The sequence below is a fragment of the Cupriavidus sp. 30B13 genome (genome assembly GCF_049059565.2).
Taxonomy (GTDB): Bacteria; Pseudomonadota; Gammaproteobacteria; order Burkholderiales; family Burkholderiaceae; genus Cupriavidus.
Window position 1 is genome coordinate 3429781 of sequence record NZ_CP188224.1, and the last position, 19901, is coordinate 3449681.

A 19901-nucleotide genomic window follows, 5' to 3' on the forward strand; every position below is an offset into this window, starting at 1 on the left:
CCAAACAAATTTGTTTTCAATTTAATTTAAATCAGTTTTAAGAAAATTCACCACCTCCATTGAGAATTCACCGCTGCCGGGCGCGCAGGCGATTGCTTTACGTTGGTGCCGACCATCCACGAACGGGACCAGCAACAGCCAATGAATACCGCCTATCGCATTATCTGGAGTGAATCCGTCGGCACGTGGGTGCCGGTTCCCGAATATGCCCGCTCGAAGGGCAAGCCCGCGCGGGCCGGCCGCGCGCTGCGCCGCGCCCTGGCGATCGCCGCCGCCTCGCTGTGCATGGGCGGCGTGCAGGCCGCGGACCTGGCAGACCTGCAGATCGTCGGCGATTCGGACAATACTCCCGGCCTCGACCTGCAAGGCCCTGGCGATGTCGTCCGCATGTACGAGCAGTCCGGCGCCAACACCGGCAAGAGCGGCATCACCACCACCGGCCGGGCCAGTCCCGGCGCGCGCGTGGCCGACGGGGCCAGCCTGACGCTCGACCACAGCAACATCGCGACCGGCGGCCGCGACGCCACCGGCATCGAGGCAAGCGGCGCGGGCACGCAGGTCAGCATGGCCGGCAGCGAACTGAAGACCGCCGCCGGCATCGGCGCGAGCGTGGCCGGCGGCGCCAGCCTGTCGCTGGAGCAGAGCCGGTTCAGCACCGCCTATGCGGGGGTGACCGTCGACGGCGCCGGCTCGCTGGCCACGCTCGCGGACAGCGCCATCTCCACCACCGGCTACGGCGCCCACGGCGTCGGCATCTCGGGCGGCGGCAAGGCCATCCTGGCCGATACCACGATCACCACGGCAGGCGGCACGGCGCACGGCATCCATGCGGACGGCGCGGGCTCGCAGGCCGTCATGACGGGCGGCGCGATCGCGGCGGGCGGCATCGCCCTGTCGGCGCAGAACGGCGCCACGATCCACGTGACCGGCAGCACCATCGACGGTGGCCGCCATGCCAACGCCGTGCGCAGCATGGGCAGCGGATCGCGCATCACGCTCGACGACGTCAAGGTCGGCCAGTCCGCCAGCAGCATGCCGGCCATGCTGGTCGGCGAAGGTGCGGGCCTGGCCATGAAAGGCGGCTCGATCGCCGCCGGCGGCAACAATGCCATCGGCATCATGGTGGCGAGGAATCCCTCGTCCGGGCCCGCCAGCGTCGACATCGAGGGCGCGCGGATCGAGATCGCGCGGGATGCGCGGTCCGGCTACGGCGTGCAGGTCGATGGCCACGCGGTGGTGAACCTGAAGCAGGCCGGCATCGTCACCCGGGGCGACTATGGCGCCGGCGTCTGGCAGACCACCGCCCTGGCCACCACGACCCTGACCGGCACCACGGTCCACACCTTCGGCCTCAATGCCGCCGGCGTCGTCGGCTACGGCGGCCTCATCCGCATGGACGGCGGCAGCGTCACCACCGAAGGGCAGAGCGCGCACGGCCTCTATGCGGCCGACAACACCGGTGTCGCGGGCGCGCATGCGGTGGTCGAGGCCAACGGCGTGAGCGTGCTCGCCAAGGGCGACGGCTACGGCGCGGTCGTGCTGCAAGGCGCGGAGATGGCGATCACCGGTGGCGACGTCACCGCGCAGGGCAACGGCGTCGCCGCGGTGCTGGCCAACGGCCGCGGCGTGCCCGGCACCCGCCTCGCCCTGGACGGCACCCGGCTGCTCGCGACCGGCAACGGCAGCCACGGCATCTACGCCAGCAACGCCGCGCAGGTCAGCGCCAGCGGCGTTGCCGTGCAGGTGCGGGGGCAAGGCGGCTATGGCCTGTTTGCCGCCAACGCGCCGCGCGTGGCGCTGGCCAACGCCACGGTGCGCAGCGAGCTCGGCGGCGGCCTGATCAGCCTGGCGACGGCGCCGGGCATGCGCAGCGCGATCGACGTCGCCGGCAGCACGGTCGAGGCCCCCGGCGGCATCGCCCTGGCCGCCGTCGGCGGCTCGGCCGGGTTCGACCTGAGCCACAGCAGGGTGGACGGCGCCATGCTCATGCATGTCGGCGACACGGTGCTGACCGATGCGGGCGGCAATGTCGTCGATACCATCGCCGCCGGCACCATCGACGTCAACGCGCGCAACAATACCTACCTGAGCGGCGCGGGCGGCGTGCGTGTGGACAGTGGCACGCTGAACCTGAACCTGGAGCGCTCGGCGCTGGCCGGCGACATCCGCGTCACCGGCACCGGCGCCGCGCCGGCCGTGGCCAACCTCAGCCTGAGCACCGGTTCGCTGTTCGCCGGCGCCGCCAGCGGCGCGGGGCAGGTCACCGTGGACGGCAGCAGCGCCTGGCAGGTGACGGGCGACTCGGCGGTGGCGGGCATCGCCAGCGCGGGTACCGTCGCCTTCGCTCCGGCCGGCGGCTTCAAGACGCTGACCGCCGGCAGCTATGCCGGCGGCACCGGCGGCGGCAGCGGCACCCTGGTCATGAACGCCGCGCTGGGCGGCGACGATTCCCCCGCCGACAGGCTCGTGATCGATGCCGGCCGCGCCAGCGGCAGCACCGCCGTGCTCGTCAACAACGCGGGCGGCCAGGGCGCGCAGACCGCCGACGGCATCCTGCTGGTCGAGGCGGTCCGCGGCGGCGCCACCGACGCGGGCGCTTTCCACCTCGCGCGCGACGTGCGCGCCGGCGCCTACGACTACCGGCTGTTCCGCGGCGGCCCGCGGGGCGAGAGCGCGCAGGCCGAGAACTGGTACCTGCGCAGCACCTTCGAGTTCGGCGGCATCGAGCAGCCCGACGAGTCCGGCAGCACACCGCCCGGCGAAGCCAAGCCGCCGCCGCACGCCATCCTGGGGCCCGAACTGTCGGTCTACGGCGCGGCCATGCCGACCGCGGCGCGCGTCGGCCAGCTCACGCTGGGCACGCTGCACGAGCGCGTGGGCGAACAGGAAAACCTGCGCGCGGACGGCACCGCCGCCGGCAAGGTCCGCAACGGCCACTGGGGCCGGCTGTTCGGCAGCGCCTACAAAGACCGCTACGGCGGCCTCGGCAACCCGGCGACTTCGGCCACCATCGCCGGCTTCCAGGTCGGCGCCGACCTCTATCACGACCAGCGCGGCGACGGCCGGCGCGACCATGCCGGCCTGTACATCGGCGTGGCGCACGCCAGCGGCGGCGTGGACGGCACCGTCACCAACGCCGGATCCACCGCCTACGTGCGCGAGCGCACCGGCCGCCTCAAGGTCGACGGCGCCAGCGCCGGCGCGTACTGGACCCACTACGGCGCGGCCGGCTGGTACGGCGACGCGGTCCTGCAGCTCACGTCCTACAGCGGCACCGCCTCCACCAGCCGCACCGCGATCGGCGTGGACGGCCACGGCGTGGTGGCCTCGCTCGAAGGCGGCTATCCGCTCCAGCCGCGGCCCGGCTGGAGCCTGGAGCCCCAGGCACAGCTGATCTACCAGCGCATCAAGCTCAACAATGCGGCGGACGCCTTCTCCACCGTCGGCCTCGGCACCAGCAACAGCGTGCTGGCGCGGCTCGGCGCGCGGCTCCAGTTCACCGGCAGGCAGGGCGACAAGCTGCTGCAGCCCTATGCGCGGGCAAACCTGTGGTCCACGCTGTCGGGCGCCAGGAACACCGTGGACTACGGCGGCGTCGACCAGATCCAGACCCGCGCGGGCGGGCACTGGGGCCAGCTCGGCCTGGGCATCACCGCGAAGATCGGCAAGCAGGCCAGCGTGTTCGGCAATGTCGACGGCCTGTTCCCGCTGGAGGGCGGGGAGAAGAGCCACGCCGGCGTGCAGGGCGTGGTGGGCTTTCGCATGAACTGGTGAGGGCGGGGCTCGCGGCGGCGCGGCGAGCCCTTCCCCCGCGGCTCAGTCCGCCTGCACGCCGGCCGCCTTGATGATGGGCGACCACTTCTCGATCTCCGACTGCAGCCAGGTGCGCAGGCCCTCCGGGGTCTGCTTGTCCTCGGGCACGATCTCCGCGCCCAGCTCGGCCAGGCGAGCGGCCACGGCCGGGTCCTTGAGGCCGGCGCGCATCGCCGCGTTGAGCCGGTCGATCACCGCCGGCGGCGTGCCGCGCGGGGCGTAGACGCCGTGCCACACCTTCACCTCGAAGCCCTTGAGCCCGCCCTCGGACAGCGTCGGGGTGTTGGGCAGCGCCTTGATGCGCTGCGTGGTGGTGACGCCGTAGAGCTTGACCTTGTCGGCCTTGATATGCGGCAGCGTCTGCGTGGTCTGGTCGCACAGAATGTCGACCTGGCCGCCCAGCAGCGCCGTCAGCGCGGGCGCCGTGCCCTGGTAGGGAATCGCGGTCAGGTCCACGCCGATGGCTTTCTGGAACAACATGCCGCACAGCTGCGACACCGCGCCGAGGCCGGCATTGGCCAGGTTGAGCTTGCCCTGGTTCTGGCGGATGTAGGCCACCAGCTCGGGCAAGGTCCTGGGCGGCAGGTCGTGGCGGCCCAGCAGGGTCATCGGCACGTCCGCCACCTGGCCGACAAAGCTGAAATCCGTCAGCGGCTTGTACGGCAGCTTGCTGTACAGCGCCGGCGCGGTGGCCATGCCGTTGTGGTGGATCAGGATGGTGTAGCCATCCGGCGCGGCCTTGGCCACGTAGGCGGCGGAAACGGTGCCGCCGGCGCCGAGCCGGTTTTCCACCACCACGCTCTGGCCCAGGTTCTTCGACATGGCCGCGGCCAGCGTGCGCGCCACCACATCGGTCGGGCCGCCCGCGGCGAACGGCACCACCATCGTGATCGGCTTGGCCGGGTAGGCGTCGGCGGCGCGCGCCCCGGACGGCAGCGCCAGCGCCGCCGCCGTGCCCAGCGCGGCGAGCGCCATCCGGCGCCAGGGCGCCCGCCCCGCCGTCATCCCTGCGTTGCCCGCGATTTCCGGCCCGTGCCGCTTTCCGTGTGCCTGGTAGCCTGCCATTGTCTTTGTCTCCGTCACGTTGAGGTATCCGGCCGGTTCTGCCGGCCCCGGTCTCTGGCCGCGCCGGTCCGGGGGGCGGCCGCGCGGCGCTTTCTGTTTGTGCCGCAAGCGTGGCGGCAAAGCGGCACGGGGCGCAATACGGATTTCCCTAAGGGTGGGCAAAGCCGCCCCGAAGGATCGCCAGGGACCGGCGTCGCGCGAGGGGTGGCGCCGGCCTCACCTGACCCGGCTCCCGCGCCGATGCCGCGCGCCGCCTTCCGGGAGGCGCTTCCGGGGAGCGCTTCCGGGCGCGCTAAGCCGCTCTTTCGCAAATCCGAATTACGGCGGCAAGGGGGCTCGGGAATAATGGCCGCAAGCTAAATCCGATAACGGGGCATTTTTCATGTTCGCAGAACAGACGCACGACCAGCCGTATCCCGACATCCGCGAAGCCGTGCGTGCGCTATGCACGGGCTTCGACTCCGCCTACTGGCAGCGCGTGGAAGAGCAGAACGCCTTCCCCGAGGAGTTCGTGCAGGCATTGACCAAGGCCGGCTGGCTGTCGGCGCTGATCCCGGAGGAATACGGCGGCTCCGGCCTGCCGCTGACCGCGGCGTCGGTCATCATGGAGGAAATCAACCGCACCGGCGGCAACTCCGGCGCCTGCCACGGCCAGATGTACGTGATGGGCTGCCTGCTGCGCCACGGCTCGGCCGAGCAGAAGCAGCGCTGGCTGCCCGGCATCGCCTCGGGCGAGCTGCGCATGCAGTCGATGGCCGTGACCGAGCCGACCACCGGCACCGACACCACCAAGCTCAAGACCACGGCCGAGAAGAAGGGCGACCGCTACGTCATCAACGGCCAGAAGGTGTGGATCTCGCGCGTGCAGCACTCCGACCTGATGCTGCTGCTGGCGCGCACCACGCCGCTGGACCAGGTCAAGCGCAAGTCCGAAGGCCTGTCGGTGTTCGTGGTGGACCTGCGCGAGGCCATCGGCAAGGGGCTGACCGTGCGCCCGATCCGCAACATGGTCAACCACGAGACCAACGAGCTGTTCTTCGACAACCTGGAAGTGCCGGCCGAGAACCTGATCGGCGAGGAAGGCAAGGGCCTCAAGTACATCCTCGACGGCCTCAACGCCGAGCGCATCCTGATCGCCGCGGAATGCATCGGCGACGGCTACTGGTTCATCGAGCGCGCCAGCAACTACGCGCGCGACCGCATCGTGTTCGACCGCCCGATCGGCCAGAACCAGGGCGTGCAGTTCCCGATCGCGCGCGCCTACGTCAACGTGGAGGCCGCCAGCCTGATGCGCTACAAGGCCGCCGCGCTGTTCGACGCCGGCAAGGCCTGCGGCAAGGAAGCCAACATCTCCAAGCTGCTGGCCGCCGATGCTTCGTGGGAAGCGGCCAACGTCTGCCTGCAGACGCACGGCGGCTTCGGCTTCGCCGCCGAGTACGACATCGAGCGCAAGTTCCGCGAGACGCGCCTGTACCAGGTGGCGCCGATCTCGACCAACCTGATCCTGTCCTACGTGGCCGAGCACGTGCTCGAGCTGCCGCGTTCGTTCTGAGGGCCGCGCACATGTTCGCTTCGCACCAGGGCATCCGCCCGCTCGACGGCATCCGCGTGGTCTCGCTCGAGCACGCCGTGGCCGCGCCGTTCGCCACGCGCCAGCTGGCCGACCTCGGCGCCCGCGTGATCAAGGTGGAGCGCCCCGGCGTGGGCGACTTCGCGCGCGGCTACGACGAAACCGTCAACGGCCAGGCCTCGCACTTCGTCTGGCTCAACCGCGGCAAGGAAAGCCTCACGCTCGACCTCAAGCACGAAGAAGCGCAGGCCGTGCTGCACCGCCTGCTGGCCGACGCCGACGTGCTGGTGCAGAACCTCGCCCCCGGCGCCGCCGCGCGCATGGGGCTGGACTTCGACACCCTGCACCAGCGCTATGGCAAGCTGATCGTCTGCGACATCTCCGGCTACGGCGATGCCGGCCCCTACCGCGACAAGAAGGCCTACGACCTGCTGATCCAGGCCGCCGCCGGCCTGATCGGCATCACCGGCAGCGCCGACGAACCCTCGCGCGCCGGCATCTCCATCGCCGACATCGCCGCCGGCATGTACGCCTACACCGGCATCCTCTCCGCGCTGCTGCAGCGCGGTCGCACGGGCGCCGGCCTGCGCGTGGAGGTGACCATGCTGGAGGCGCTCACCGAGTGGATGAACTACGCGCTGTACTTCGGCCACTACGGCGGCAAGGCGCCGGCGCGCTTCGGCGCCTCGCACCCGGCCATCGCGCCCTACGGCGTGCACCGCACCGGCGACGGCGGCAGCGTGATCTTCGGCCTGCAGAACGAACGCGAATGGCAGGCCTTCTGCGAGAAGGTACTGGACCAGCCCGGCCTGCTCAAGGACGAGCGCTTCTCTTCCAACTCCGGCCGCGTGAAGAACCGCGCCGAGCTGACCGCGCTGATCGAGGCACGCTTCGCGCCGATGACGGTGGCCGAGGTGGAAGCACTGCTCGACGCGGCACAGATCGCCAACGCGCCGATGAACGACATCGAGGCGGTCTGGAACCATCCGCAGCTTGCCGCGCGCGGCCGCTGGCGGGAAGTGAACAGCCCCGGCGGCATGATCGGGGCGCTGCTGCCGCCGGCCAATCTCTCCGGCGTCGAGCCGGTGATGGGGGATGTGCCGGCGCTGGGCGCGCATAGTGGGGCTATTCTTGCTGAATTGGGGTATTCGGAGGGGAGGATTGGGGAGTTGAGGGAAGGGAAGGTGGTTTAGTTTTGGGGTTTTGGAGGTGCGCTTGTGGCTGTGGGCCTGGCGGCTTGGGCTTTGTGAGTGGGTCATTTGCACTGTTTGGCTTCAAAGTCAATGGCTTTAAAGGCTTTAAATGTTTTAAAGGCTTTAACTTCACAGTCAACGGCTGAACGTCAAAGTCAACTTCAAAGTCAAAGGCTTTCGCTCCCCCGGAGCGACCTGCTTTCTTTTCCCCGAAAAGAAAGTAGGCAAAGAAAGCGGGCTGCCTGGCCGGCAGGGGCAGAGCCGAACAGGGTTGCTGATTGTCGGTGGTTTCGTGGTGGGGGCGGTGGTTCTGCTGGGTTTCTGCCGGTACCGGTTTTGGTGGCCACTCTCTCTCGGGTGGTGTTCGATTCGTGGTGGCGCTGCATGATGGCGTAGGCCCAGGCCCTTCGGGCTGCTGCCGCGACCGGGTCGGATGGGCGCGTCGTAGGGGCGGTATTGGTTTCGTGGTGGGCGCGGTGGCCACTGTTTGAGCGCAGTGCCGGACACGAGAGCGCTCAGCGCTCACCGAAACCCCTGCCACTCGCGCTGGGTCCACTACGCCCACCACGAAACCAGTGCCGATGCTACGCCTTGACCGCCAAAACCGGTAACAGCAGATGGCAGAACAAGCAGTGCGCTCGCCATCATAGGTCTCACCCCGAGACCACTGCCGTCAGCAAGATCGTGGCGGATCGCACCGGTAACGGCAGGATGCCAGCAGAACCACAGGCCCCACCACGAAACCACCAACAACCAGAAACCCCAACGTTTCTGCCCCTGCCGGCCAGGCAGTCCGCTTTCTTTGCCTACTTTCTTTTCGGAAAAAAGAAAGTAGGTCGCTCCGGGGGAGCGAAAGCCTTTGACTTTGAAGTTGACGTTCAGCCGTTGACTTTGAAGTGGCCTTTGACCCTAAGCCTAAAGAACTCCTGACCTTGAAGCAAAAAAACCATCCAAGAACGAACAGCCCAAACAACCCAGAGCAAGAAAAATGACCCAACAACCCAACACCCAAACCTACCCTACCCGCCAACTCTGCGACTTCCTCGCCAAACTCAAACTCGAAGACATCCCCCAGGAAGTCATAGAAAAAACCAAAGACCTCTTCCTGGACTGGATCGCCTCCGCCATCGCCGGCAAGGATGCCCCCGCGGTACGCAAGCTGCAGGAATTCGTCGCGGCGATGGGCCCGCAGCAGGGCCCGTCCGAAGTCCTGGTCGACCGCCGCCGCACCTCGCCTTATTTCGCCGCGCTGATCAACGGCGCCTCCTCCCACGTGGTGGAACAGGACGACGTCCATAACGGCTCGGTGCTGCACCCCGCCGCCGTGGTGTTTCCCGCGGTGATCGCCGCCGCGCAGGCCGAGGGCAAGAGCGGCGCCGAGGTGCTGCTGGCCTCCATCGCCGGCTACGAGGCCGGCATCCGCATCGGCGAGTTCATGGGCCGCTCGCACTACCGCGTGTTCCATACCACCGGCACGGTCGGCACGCTGGCCGCCGCGGCCGCGGTGGCCAAGCTGTACGGCATGGACGCGGAGGGCATCAACCAGGCGCTGGGCTCGGCCGGCACGCAGGCCGCCGGCCTGTGGGAATTCCTGCGCGACGCGGCGGATTCCAAGCAGCTGCACACGGCCAAGGCGGCGGCGGACGGCCTGATGTCGGCGTGGATCGCGCGCGCGGGCTTTACCGGCGCGAAGCGCATCCTGGAAGGCGCGCAGGGCATGGCCGCGGGCATGTCGAGCGACGCCAGCCCGGCCGCGCTGACCGACGGCCTGGGCACGCGCTGGGCCACAGCCGAAACCTCGTTCAAGTTCTTCGCCTCGTGCCGCCACACGCACCCAGCGGCCGACGCGCTCAAGGCGCTGATGCTGCGCGAGCAGATCCGCGCGGACCAGATCGCCGCGGTGACCGCGCACGTGCACCAGGGCGCGATCGACGTGCTCGGCCCGGTGACCGATCCCAAGACCATTCATCAGGCGAAGTTCTCGATGGGCACCGTGCTCGGCCTGGTGGCGCTGCATGCGCATGCCGGCCTCGGCGAGTTCGAGGACCACGCATTGCAGGACGCGCAGGTGGCGGCCTTCCGCGACAAGGTGGAGATGGAACTCGACGACGAGATCAACGCGGCCTATCCGCGCCAGTGGATCGGCCGCGTCACGGTCCGCACCACCGACGGCCGCACGCTGGGCGCGCGCGTGGATGTCCCCAAGGGCGATCCCGGCAACACGCTGTCGCGCCCGGAGCTCGAAGCCAAGGCCGTGCAGCTCGGCGCCTTCCGCCGCGGCGGCAGCGAGGCCGAGATGCGCGCCATCATCGCGCGCGTGTGGGCGCTGGAAAAGCAGCCGGACGTCGACGGCTGGCTGCCCCTGGCGCGCTGATTCCCCGTCTTTGCGAGAAATGCCAATGTCCTCAGTCTGCGCGGCTTCCACCGCCATCACCTACCTGTTCGTGCCGGGCGACCGGCCCGAGCGCTTCGACAAGGCCGCCGCGGCCGCGCCCGATGCCCTGATCCTCGATCTCGAGGATGCCGTGCATCCGGACGCCAAGCCGGCCGCCCGCGGCGCCATCGCCGCGTGGCTGCGCGAGCGCGGCGCGCACGCGCAAGCCTACGTGCGCATCAACGACACCAGCTCGCCCGCCTTCGCGGCCGACATGGACTGGCTGCGCTCGCTGCCGCCCGACGCGCCGCTGGCCGGCCTGCTGGTACCCAAGGCGGAAGACCCGGTCGCGCTCGGCGAGATCGCCCAGGCGCTGGCCCAGGTCAACCCGCAGGGCCGCATGGTGGCCATCGTCGAAAGCGCGCGCGGCCTGCACGATATCGATGCGGTGGCCGCCGCGCCGGGCGTGTCGCGCCTGGCCTTCGGCTCGCTCGACTTCGCCGTGGACCTGGGCTGCGCGCACACCCGCGAGGCGCTGCTGATGGCGCGCTCGCGCATCGTGCTGGCCTCGCGCGTGGGCAACCTGCCGCCGCCCGTGGACGGCGTCACCACCGCGCTCAAGGACGAAGCGGTGCTGGCCGACGACGTGGCCCACGCGCGCGCGCTCGGCTTCGCCGCCAAGCTGTGCATCCACCCTGCCCAGCTCGCCGCGGTGCGCGCGGGCTTCCTGCCCACCGCGCAGCAGCTCGACTGGGCGCGGCGCGTGCTGGCCGCCACCGCCAGCGGCAGCCACGCGGTGCAGGTCGACGGCAAGATGGTCGACCGCCCCGTCATCGAACAAGCCCGGCGCCTGCTCGCGCTCGCCGGCCACCCCGCAGCCCAGCCAGCGAATCCGTCATGACCCAGCTCGAACACCTGCGCACCTGGATCGGCCGCAGCGAAAGCCGCACCGAGACCCTTTCACCCGAACCCGTGATCGGCCTGGCCGCCACGCTCGACCTCGATGGCGACGCGCTCGTGCGCGGCCCGCTGCCGCCGCTGTGGCACTGGCTCTACTTCCTGCCGCGCGCGCCGCAGCGCGAACTCGGCCAGGACGGCCATCCCGCGCTGGGCGGCTTCATGCCGCCGGTGCCGCTGCCGCGCCGCATGTGGGCCGGCGGCGAACTGGAATTCCGGCGCCCGCTGCGCGTGGGCGATACCGTCACGCGCACCTCCACCGTGCGCAACGTCGAGTACAAGACCGGCCGCAGCGGCGAGCTGTGGTTCGTCACCGTGGAACACGTGCTGACCGTGGGCGGCGAGACCGCGCTGAACGAACGGCACGACCTGGTCTACCGCGCCATGCCCGAGCCCGGCCAGGCGCTGCCGCCGCGCCCGCGCCTGGCGCATGAGGCAACCTGGCGGCGCCAGCTGCGCGCCGACCCGGTCATGCTGTTCCGCTTCTCGGCGCTGACCTTCAACGGCCACCGCATTCACTACGACCACGACTACGTGCGCGACGTGGAAGGCTATCCCGGGCTGGTGGTGCACGGCCCGCTGCAGGCCGTGCTCACGCTCGACCTGCTGGCGCGCGAGATGCCGGCCGCCAGCGTGCGCCGCTTCGGCTTCCGCGGGCTGGCGCCGCTGTTCCACCACGACACCGTGACGGTGGGCGGCGCGCCCGATGCCGCCACGCCAGGCAAGCTCGTGCTGTGGACCGGCGACGATGCCGGCGGCCAGTCGATGGAGGCATGGGCCGAGGTGGAGGGCTGACGGGAACCCGCGGCAGGCGGGCGGTCAAACGAAGCAGGACGGCATACCAATACGACATCGGGATCAGCGGGGAACCACAACCAATGGAGACTTCCTATGCATGCATCCCGAAAGGCCGGACGGTTCGTCCGGCACCTCGCCGCCCGCGGCGCCATCGCCCTGCTCTGCGCCACGTCCGCGCAGGCCGAACCGCCCTATCCCGCGCGGCCGCTCACGCTGATCGTGCCCTACGCGGCGGGCGGCACCACCGACGTGGTGGCGCGCCAGTTCGCCGTGGCGCTGCAGCGGGCGCTGGGCCAGAGTGTGGTGGTGGAGAACAAGCCCGGCGTGGCGGGCACCATGGGCGCGACGGCCCTGACGCGCGCGCGGCCCGACGGCTACACGCTCGCCGTCATGCCGATCTCGGTATTTCGCCAGCCCTTCATCCAGAAGACGCCGTTCGATCCTGCCACCGATTTCACCTATCTCGCGCGCATCACCGGCTACACCTTCGGCGCGGTGGTGCGCGCCGATTCGCCGTGGCAGGGCTGGCATGACTTCCTCGCCGCCGCGCGCGCCCGCCCCGGCATGGTCAGCTACGGCTCGCCGGGCCAGTTCACTTCGCCGCACCTCACCATGATGGAACTGGCCGGCAAGGAGAACCTGACCGTCAACCACGTGCCGTTCAAAGGCGACGCCGACTGCCTCAACTCGCTGATGGGCAACCACGTGCAACTGTGCGCGGCAGGCAGTTCGGCCGGCACGCTGGTGGACGCCGGCAAGCTGCGCTGGCTCAACCTGTGGACCGCGCAGCGCTCGCCGCGCTGGCCCGATGCGCCCACGCTGCGCGAACTCGGCTACGACATCGTCTCCAATTCGCCGTACGGCGTGGCCGGGCCGAAGAACATGGAGCCGCATGTGGTGCGCATCCTGGAAGCCGCGCTCAGGCGCGCCGCCGAAGACCCGCAGCACCTCGCCGCGCTCAAGCTGCATGACCAGGACCTGATGTACCTGGACAGTGCCGGCTACACCCGCTATGCCATGCAACAGATCGCACGGGAGAAGACGCTGGTGCGGCGGCTGGGCATCAAGGCGGACTGAGCCGCGCCGGGTCCCGCCGCCCACCGGCATCTCCCCGCCATCCCTTTCACTTCAGACGCAAACCATGACCATCCAGCCATCGACCAGCTCCGCCGCCACCGGCGCCGCCTTCGACCCGCGCAGCCACCGCATGTGCGAGCAGCGTTATTTCGAGGACTTCGCCGTGGGCGAACGCTTCGTGCTGCCTTCGCGCACCATGACCGAAGCCCTGTTCGCCGCCTTTCAGCTCGCCAGCGGCGACAACCACCCGGTGCACTACGACGCCGAGTACTGCCGCGCGCATGGCATGCCGCACATGCTGGCGCACGGCTACCAGGTGCTGATCCAGACCGCGGCCGGCGCCGGGCTGTTCCCGCATATGGTGGAAGAATCGCTCAAGGGCTTCCTCGACCAGAGCAGCCGCTTCCTGCATCCGGTGTTCGCCGGGGACACCTTGTACTGCGCGCTGGAGGTCACCGGACTGGCGCCCGGCCGCACCACGGGCGTGCTCACGCTGCAGTCCACCGTGCACAACCAGCACGGCGTGCTGGTGCTGGACGGCGTGCAGCGCTACCTGTTGCGCAAGCGCATGCCGGCGGCTTGACGATGCGCTGCAACGGGTGACCGCCGCATGGCAAACTGCGGCGGCCAAGAAAACAACGGCCCCTCGGGGCCGTTGTTTTCAAGCAAGATGCACGTTCGGCGCATCCTCACTCCACCTGGATGTTGGCCGTCTTCACCACCCCGCCCCACAAGGCCAGCTCCTTCTGGATGCGGTCCGACAGCGGCTTCGGCCCCGTGATGTTGAGGTCGTAGCCGCCCTGCGTCATCCGTTGCCGGAAGGCGGGATCGTCGCCGATCGCCTTCTGCGCCTTCACCAGCTTGTCCACCACCTCGGCGGGCAGCCTGGGCGGGCCCACCAGCGCGTACCAGCCGGTGACGTCGTAGTTCTTCAGGCCGGACTCGATCATGGTCGGCACATTCGGCAGCGCGGCGTTGCGGCTCTTCGAGGTGACCGCCAGCGCGCGCACCTTGCCGCCCTGGATGTGGCCGATGGCGGTGCCGGTGATGTCGAACATGAAGGTCACCTTGCCGCCGACCACGTCCGCCATCGCCGGCGAGTTGCCCTTGTACGGCACGTGCAGCATCTTCACGCCGCCCATCTGCGCCAGCAGCTCCGCCGACAGGTGGTTGGAGGCGCCCACGCCGGCCGAGCCGAAGCTGACGCCTTCGGGATGCTTGCGGGCGTAGTCCACCAGTTCGCCCACGTCCTTGGCGGGGAATTCCTTGTTGATGAGCAGGACGTTGGTGTAGTCGGTGATCAGGCCGATGTAGCTGAAGTCCTTGGTCGGGTTGAAGTTCACCGACTTCTGGATCAGCGGCGTCATGGTCATGGTCGGGCTGGCCACGAAATACAGCGTGTAGCCGTCCGGCGCGGACTTCGAGGTCAGGTCGGCGGCGATGGCGCCGCTGGCGCCGGCGCGGTTGTCCACCACCACGGGCTGCCTGAGCACGCGGCCGAGGTAATCGGCATAGATGCGCGCGGCAGTGTCGACCGGACCGCCGGGCGCGTAGCCCACCATCAGCTTGACCGGGCGCGACGGGTAAGCGTCGGCCCAGGCGGCGCCGTGCGCCGCGGCCAGCAGCAGGCCGGCCATCATCCATCGTTTCATCGTGTCTCCTCCTTGTCGTGTTTGTGCCGGGGCGCGCTCAGGCCGCCACCGCATTGCCGTCCACCAGGGCGCGCAGCGGCTGCTTGAGCAGCTTGCCGCTGGCGGTGGTGGGAATGGTCTCGATCACGCGCACCTGCGCGGGACGCTTGTACGGCGCCAGGCTTTCGCGCAGGTAGGCCTGCAGCGCGGGCACGTCGAGCGTGGCGCCGGGCTGCGTCTCGACGAAGGCCACCACTTCCTCGTTGCCGTCCGCGGCCGCGCGGCCCACCACGGCGGACTGGCGCACGCCGGGGAAGGCGTTGATGACGGATTCCACTTCGATCGGATAGACGTTGAAGCCAGAACGGATGATCAGGTCCTTCGAGCGGCCGACGATGAACAGCGCGCCGTCGGCGTCGAGATAGCCCAGGTCGCCGGTGTTGAGCCAGCCGCCGGGCAGCAGCGCCTCGGCGGTCTGCCCGGCATTGCGGAAGTAGCCGCGCATCACGCCGGGGCCGCGCACACGGATCTGGCCGCGCTCGCCGGGCGGCATCGGCTGGCCCTGCTCGCCGGTGATGGCGATCTCCACGCCTTCGACGATGTAGCCGGCCGAGCAGTCCGCGCGCGGCGCGTCCTTGCGCGTGATGAACAGCGAGCCGGCGTATTCGGTGATGCCGTAGCCGTGGTGCAGCGGCTGGCCGAACCACGCTTCGGTGTCGCGCTTGAGCGTGGGGTCCAGCGGCGCGCCGCCGGTGTACAGGTAGCGCAGGCGCGGGAACGCGGCGGCGCCGTCCTGGCCGGTCTGCGCGGTCATCTCGCGCGCCAGCGCCATGATGCGCGTGAACATGGTCGGCACGCCCTGCAGCATGGTGAGGCCGGGCGCGCGCAGCGCGGCGAACACGTCGGCCGCGTCGAAGCGCGGGCGCATCACCAGGCTGGCGCCGGCATAGAGCGTGGCCATCAGCACGGTGGCGATGCCGAAGATGTGCGACAGCGGCAGCGCGCCGTAGGCGATGTCGTCCGGGCCGAGGTCGCGCGAGGTGGCGGAGATGCGCGCGAACACCGCCAGGCCGGCATGCGGCACCATCACGCCCTTGGGCGCGCCGGTGGTGCCGGAGGTATAGATCAGCGTGGCGACGTCGCGCGCCTCGGCGGCATCCACGCGCGGTGGCGCGTGCGCCGCGCGCAGCACCGCGAAGTTCGGGTCGAGCGCGGCGCAGTCCGACGGCTGCGCGCCGAGGCGGGCCGCATGCGCGGCGGCCACGTCGGACACATGGCTGGTGAAGAACGTCAGCAGCGGTTCCGCATGCGCACGGATGCCGTCGATCTCGCGCGGCGAGAGCCGCGCGTTGACCTGGATCGGCCATGCGTGCAGCGCGCTGCAGGCAAACAGCATCGCCACCATCTCGGTGCAGTTCTCGCCCACCACCATCACGCGGTCGCCCTGGCCCACGCCCTGCGCCGCCAGCCAGTCGCGCGCGGCGGTAATGCGCCGCCACAGCGCGCCGTAGCTCACGATGCCGCCGCTCTCGTGCAGGCACGGTGCGTCGGGCGAGCGCTCGGCCCAGTGCTTGGGGATGTCGTGGATGAACTCAGGGCGGAAGGAGGACATGATGCGGGCGATGTAATGCGGATGACGCTGACGAAAGGAAGCCGGCGCCAGGCGCCGGCGACGGAGAAACCTACTGGTCCAGGTGGATGCCGGCCGACTTGATCAGCCCGTCCCACTTCTGGTACTGGCTGCGCATATAGGCGCCGAACTGCGCCGGCGTGGACGGAAACGGCACCGTGCCCTGCGCCGCCAGCCGCGCGGCCAGCTCGGGCTGCGCCAGCGCGGCCACGATCTCGGCGTTGAGGCGGTCGACCACGGCCGGCGGCGTATTGGCCGGCGCGGCCACGCCGAACCAGGCGGTCAGCTCGTAGCCCGGCACGCCCGCGGCGGCCAGCGTCGGCACGCCCGGCAACTGGTCCGAAGGTTTCGCGGTGGTCACGCCGAGCGCGCGCACGCGGCCGTCGCGCACATAAGGCAGCGCGGTGGAGATGCTGTCGAACATCATGGTCAGGCGCCCGCCGATCAGGTCGGTCATGGCCGGTGCGCTGCCCTTGTACGGCACGTGGTCGATGCGCACGCCCGCCATGTGGGTAAACAGCTCGCCCGCGAGGTGCGAGGACGAGCCGTTGCCGAACGAGCCGTAGCTCAGCTTGCCGGGCTCGCGCTTAGCCAGCGCGATCAACTCGGCCACGTTGCGCGCGGGCACCGACGGATGCACCACCAGCACGTTGGGCAGGTAAGCCACCGAGGCCACCGGGGCGAAATCCTTGAGCGGGTCGTAGCCCGGCTTGTCGTACAGGCTCTTGTTGACGGCCAGCGAGCCGAAGGTGCCGAAGAACAGCGTATAGCCGTCGGCCGGCGCGCGCGCCACCGACACCGCGGCGATATTGCCGCCCGCGCCGGGCCGGTTCTCGATCACCACCGGCTGCCCCAGCCGCACCGACAGCGCGTGGCTGATCTCGCGCGCCAGCAGGTCGGTGGCGCCGCCCGGCGGGAAGGGCACGACCAGCCGCACCGGCTTGTCGGGATAAGCCGCGAACGCGCTCGCGGCGGCTACCAGCCAGCCGCATAGCGCGAGCAGCTTCGTGCATCGTTGGGTCCAGCGTGACATGCGCCCGTCTCCTCGGCGTGGATCTTTCTTATGGAATGACGCCAGTGTGAGTCAGGCGCCGCAGGGGCGCCATTTGGATTTGTTTAAGGCCGTGTTCGGGATGGCGGGAACGGTGCGCGCGCCGTCTGCTCCCCTAGGGGAAACCCTTGACGAAGGCGCGGAGGCGCGGAAACGCGGAGGCGCCGCGCCATGCTTCATGCCAGCCAAAGTGCGGCTTTGCCATTACGGAAACTCCGAACCGCCCGCCGCACATAGAATCGCTTCACCGTACCGTGGAGACAGCCGCGTGGCGCCGGCATGCCGCCGCCGCGACGCAGGCCAGCCTTCCCAACCGAGGGGACAAGCAGATGGATTTGCGTTTCAACGCCGCGGAGCAGTCGTTCCGCGAAGAAGTCAGGGCCTTCGTGCAGGCCAGCCTGCCGGCGGACATCCGCGACAAGGTGCTGGCCCACCAGCGCATCGAAAAAGACGACTACGTGCGCTGGCACCGCGTGCTGCACGCCCATGGCTGGGGCGCGCCGACGTGGCCCAGGCAATGGGGCGGCACGGGCTGGACCCCGCTGCAGCGCCTGATCTTCGAGATCGAGACCTTCCGCGCCGGCGCGCCGCGCCTGCTGCCGTTCGGCCTGACCATGATCGGCCCGGTGCTGATGAAGTACGCCAGCCCCGAGCACCAGGAACGCTTCCTGCCGCGCATCCCCACGGTGGAGGATTTCTGGTGCCAGGGCTACTCGGAGCCGGGCTCCGGCTCCGACCTGGCCTCGCTCAAGACGCGCGCGGTGCGCCAGGGCGACCGCTACATCGTCAACGGCCAGAAGACCTGGACCACGATGGCGCATTTCGCCGACTGGATCTTCTGCCTGGTGCGCACCGACACCGAGGCCAAGGCGCAGGAAGGCATTTCCATGCTGCTGATCGACATGAAGACGCCCGGCGTGACGGTGCGCCCGATCGTCACGCTCGACGGCGGCCACGACGTCAACGAGGTCTGGTTCGAAGACGTGGAAGTCCCGGCCGCCAACCTGCTGGGCGAGGAGAACCGCGGCTGGACCTACGCCAAGTACCTGCTCGGCCACGAGCGCACCGGCATTGCCGGCATCGGCCACTGCAACCGCGAACTGCGCCAGCTCAAGCACTACGCCACGCAGGCCACCGACGGCGCCGGCCGCCCGCTGATCGACGACGTGCGCATGCGCGACAAGATCGCCCGCATCGAGATGGACATCATGGCGCTGGAGATGCTGCTGCTGCGCGTGGCCACGCAGTCCGCCGGCCAGCCCGGCCCCGAGGCCTCCATCGTCAAGATCCGCGGCTCCGAGATCCAGCAGGACCTGGCCATGCTGCAGATGGAAGTGGCCGGCCCCGGCGCGTGGCCGTACTCGCCGCGCTGGCTCGAAGCCGGCGCGACCCCGGCGGACCTGCCGACGCACGCGCCGGCCTGGGCCGCGCCCGCCGCCTCCACCTACTTCGACATGCGCAAGACCTCCATCTACGGCGGCGCCACCGAAGTGCAGAAGAACATCATCTCCAAGATGATCCTGGGCTTCTGAGCCCCGGGACAGAAGGAACAAGCACAGCCATGGACTTCAACTACAGCGAAGAACAGCAGATGCTGGCCGACAGCCTGCGCCGCTTCATCGATACCGAATACACCTTCGCGCGGCGCCGGGCCAGCGCGCGCGGCGGCAACAGCCTGGACCGCGCCGCGTGGGCGCAGCTCGCCGAGATGGGCGTGCTCGGCCTGACCGTGCCCGCCGAATACGGCGGCTTCGGCGAAAGCGCCGCCAGCCAGCTGGTAGTGCAGCGCGAACTCGGCCGCGGCCTCGTGCTCGAACCGGTCACGCCGGCCGCGGTCATCTCCACCGCCGTACTGAGCGCCTACGGCAGCGCGGCGCAGAAGGAAGAATGGCTGCCCGCCATCGCCGGCGGCGAGCGCATCGTCACCCTCGCCTACCTCGAACCCACCACGCGCTACCGGCCCGAAAGCGCGCGCGCGGCGGCCGAGCGCAAGGGCGACGGCTACCAGCTCAACGGCACCAAGACCCTCGCCTGGCACGGCGAAGCCGCCGACGCCTTCCTGGTCAGCGCGCGCATCGCCGGCAGCAACGATCTGTCGCTGTTCCTGGTGCCCAAGGGCACGCCGGGACTGAGCGTGCACGGCTACCCCACCATGGACGGCCTGCGCGCCGCCGACCTCACGCTGCACAACGCCACGGTCGACGCCGGCGCGCTGGTGGGCGGCGAAGGCAACGGCCTGGCGGCGCTCACGCACGGCATCGACCACGGCATCGCCGCGCTGTGCGCCGAAGCCGCCGGCGCGATGGAACGGCTGATCGAGATCACCGGCGAATACCTGCGCACGCGCCAGCAGTTCGGCAAGCCGCTCGCCGCGTTCCAGGCCCTGCAGCACCGCATGGCCGACATGCTGGTGCAGAAGGAGCTGGCGCTGTCGATGGCCTACGTCGCCGCCCAGGCGCTGGACGAAACCGATCCCGCGCAGCGCCGCCGCATGCTCAGCGGCGCCAAGGTGGTGGTGGCCAAAGCCGGCCGCTTCGTCGGCCAGCAGGCGGTACAGCTGCATGGCGGGATGGGGATGACGGACGAGCTCGAGGTGGGGGATTACTTCAAGCGGCTGACGATGATCGACCCGCTGCTGGGGGACAGCGACTTCCATGTGCAGCGGTATGGGGAGGTGATGGCGGGCTAGGGGCCGTGGCCCGTCCGGGCCGGCCGGCAGATCCCGCCACGGCCCCGCGCGGC

14 protein-coding genes are annotated in these 19901 nt (G+C 69.9%); 10 read left to right on the forward strand and 4 right to left on the reverse strand.

The window, feature by feature from the left end:
* Positions 1–141 precede the first annotated feature (141 nt).
* Positions 142–3774: an autotransporter outer membrane beta-barrel domain-containing protein gene (locus ACKI2N_RS34315; RefSeq protein WP_420995703.1), complete on the forward strand. Its 3633-nt coding sequence runs from the start codon at positions 142–144 to the stop codon at positions 3772–3774.
* Between the two features lie 42 nt (positions 3775–3816).
* Here ACKI2N_RS34315 and ACKI2N_RS34320 read toward each other — a convergent pair whose 3' ends face one another.
* Positions 3817–4818, reverse strand: coding sequence for a tripartite tricarboxylate transporter substrate-binding protein (locus ACKI2N_RS34320; RefSeq protein WP_420995816.1), 1002 nt, complete (start codon positions 4816–4818; stop codon positions 3817–3819).
* A 442-nt stretch (positions 4819–5260) separates the two neighbouring features.
* Between ACKI2N_RS34320 and ACKI2N_RS34325 the strand changes: the two genes are divergently transcribed.
* The 7 genes from ACKI2N_RS34325 to ACKI2N_RS34355 all read left to right on the forward strand — a co-directional run bounded on the left by ACKI2N_RS34325 (position 5261) and on the right by ACKI2N_RS34355 (position 13430).
* A complete protein-coding gene (locus ACKI2N_RS34325) occupies positions 5261–6430 on the forward strand; it encodes an acyl-CoA dehydrogenase family protein (protein ID WP_020206536.1) in 1170 nt (389 codons plus the stop codon).
* Between the two features lie 11 nt (positions 6431–6441).
* Positions 6442–7641 carry a CaiB/BaiF CoA transferase family protein gene (locus ACKI2N_RS34330; RefSeq protein WP_420995704.1) on the forward strand — a complete coding sequence of 400 codons (1200 nt, stop codon included), beginning with the start codon at positions 6442–6444 and terminating at the stop codon, positions 7639–7641.
* Positions 7642–8629: 988 nt separating this feature from the next.
* A complete protein-coding gene (locus ACKI2N_RS34335; RefSeq protein WP_420995705.1) occupies positions 8630–10015 on the forward strand; it encodes an MmgE/PrpD family protein in 1386 nt (461 codons plus the stop codon).
* A 25-nt stretch (positions 10016–10040) separates the two neighbouring features.
* Positions 10041–10916, forward strand: a complete 876-nt coding sequence (locus ACKI2N_RS34340; protein ID WP_420995706.1) for an HpcH/HpaI aldolase/citrate lyase family protein — start codon at positions 10041–10043, stop codon at positions 10914–10916.
* Positions 10913–11767, forward strand: coding sequence for an FAS1-like dehydratase domain-containing protein (locus ACKI2N_RS34345; protein WP_420995707.1), 855 nt, complete (start codon positions 10913–10915; stop codon positions 11765–11767). The genes ACKI2N_RS34340 and ACKI2N_RS34345 overlap by 4 nt, the downstream gene beginning before the upstream one ends.
* Positions 11768–11863: 96 nt before the next feature.
* Positions 11864–12847: a Bug family tripartite tricarboxylate transporter substrate binding protein gene (locus ACKI2N_RS34350; RefSeq protein WP_420995708.1), complete on the forward strand. Its 984-nt coding sequence runs from the start codon at positions 11864–11866 to the stop codon at positions 12845–12847.
* A 64-nt stretch (positions 12848–12911) separates the two neighbouring features.
* On the forward strand, positions 12912–13430 hold the full coding sequence (locus tag ACKI2N_RS34355; RefSeq protein WP_420995709.1) for a MaoC family dehydratase: 519 nt from the start codon (positions 12912–12914) through the stop codon (positions 13428–13430).
* 106 nt (positions 13431–13536) lie between these two features.
* Here ACKI2N_RS34355 and ACKI2N_RS34360 read toward each other — a convergent pair whose 3' ends face one another.
* The 3 genes from ACKI2N_RS34360 to ACKI2N_RS34370 form a co-directional block, all read right to left on the reverse strand.
* On the reverse strand, positions 13537–14499 hold the full coding sequence (locus ACKI2N_RS34360; RefSeq protein ID WP_420995710.1) for a Bug family tripartite tricarboxylate transporter substrate binding protein: 963 nt from the start codon (positions 14497–14499) through the stop codon (positions 13537–13539).
* A gap of 37 nt (positions 14500–14536) precedes the next feature.
* Positions 14537–16090 (reverse strand): class I adenylate-forming enzyme family protein, encoded by a 1554-nt coding sequence (locus tag ACKI2N_RS34365; RefSeq protein ID WP_420995711.1) that lies wholly within the window; start codon positions 16088–16090, stop codon positions 14537–14539.
* A gap of 70 nt (positions 16091–16160) precedes the next feature.
* Positions 16161–17141: a Bug family tripartite tricarboxylate transporter substrate binding protein gene (locus ACKI2N_RS34370; protein ID WP_420995712.1), complete on the reverse strand. Its 981-nt coding sequence runs from the start codon at positions 17139–17141 to the stop codon at positions 16161–16163.
* Positions 17142–17488: 347 nt separating this feature from the next.
* Between ACKI2N_RS34370 and ACKI2N_RS34375 the strand changes: the two genes are divergently transcribed.
* The gene (locus ACKI2N_RS34375) at positions 17489–18691 is read left to right on the forward strand and encodes an acyl-CoA dehydrogenase family protein (RefSeq protein ID WP_420995713.1); all 1203 of its coding nucleotides are present in this window, start codon (positions 17489–17491) and stop codon (positions 18689–18691) included.
* Between the two features lie 29 nt (positions 18692–18720).
* Positions 18721–19848 (forward strand): acyl-CoA dehydrogenase family protein, encoded by a 1128-nt coding sequence (locus ACKI2N_RS34380; protein WP_420995714.1) that lies wholly within the window; start codon positions 18721–18723, stop codon positions 19846–19848.
* Positions 19849–19901 lie beyond the last annotated feature (53 nt).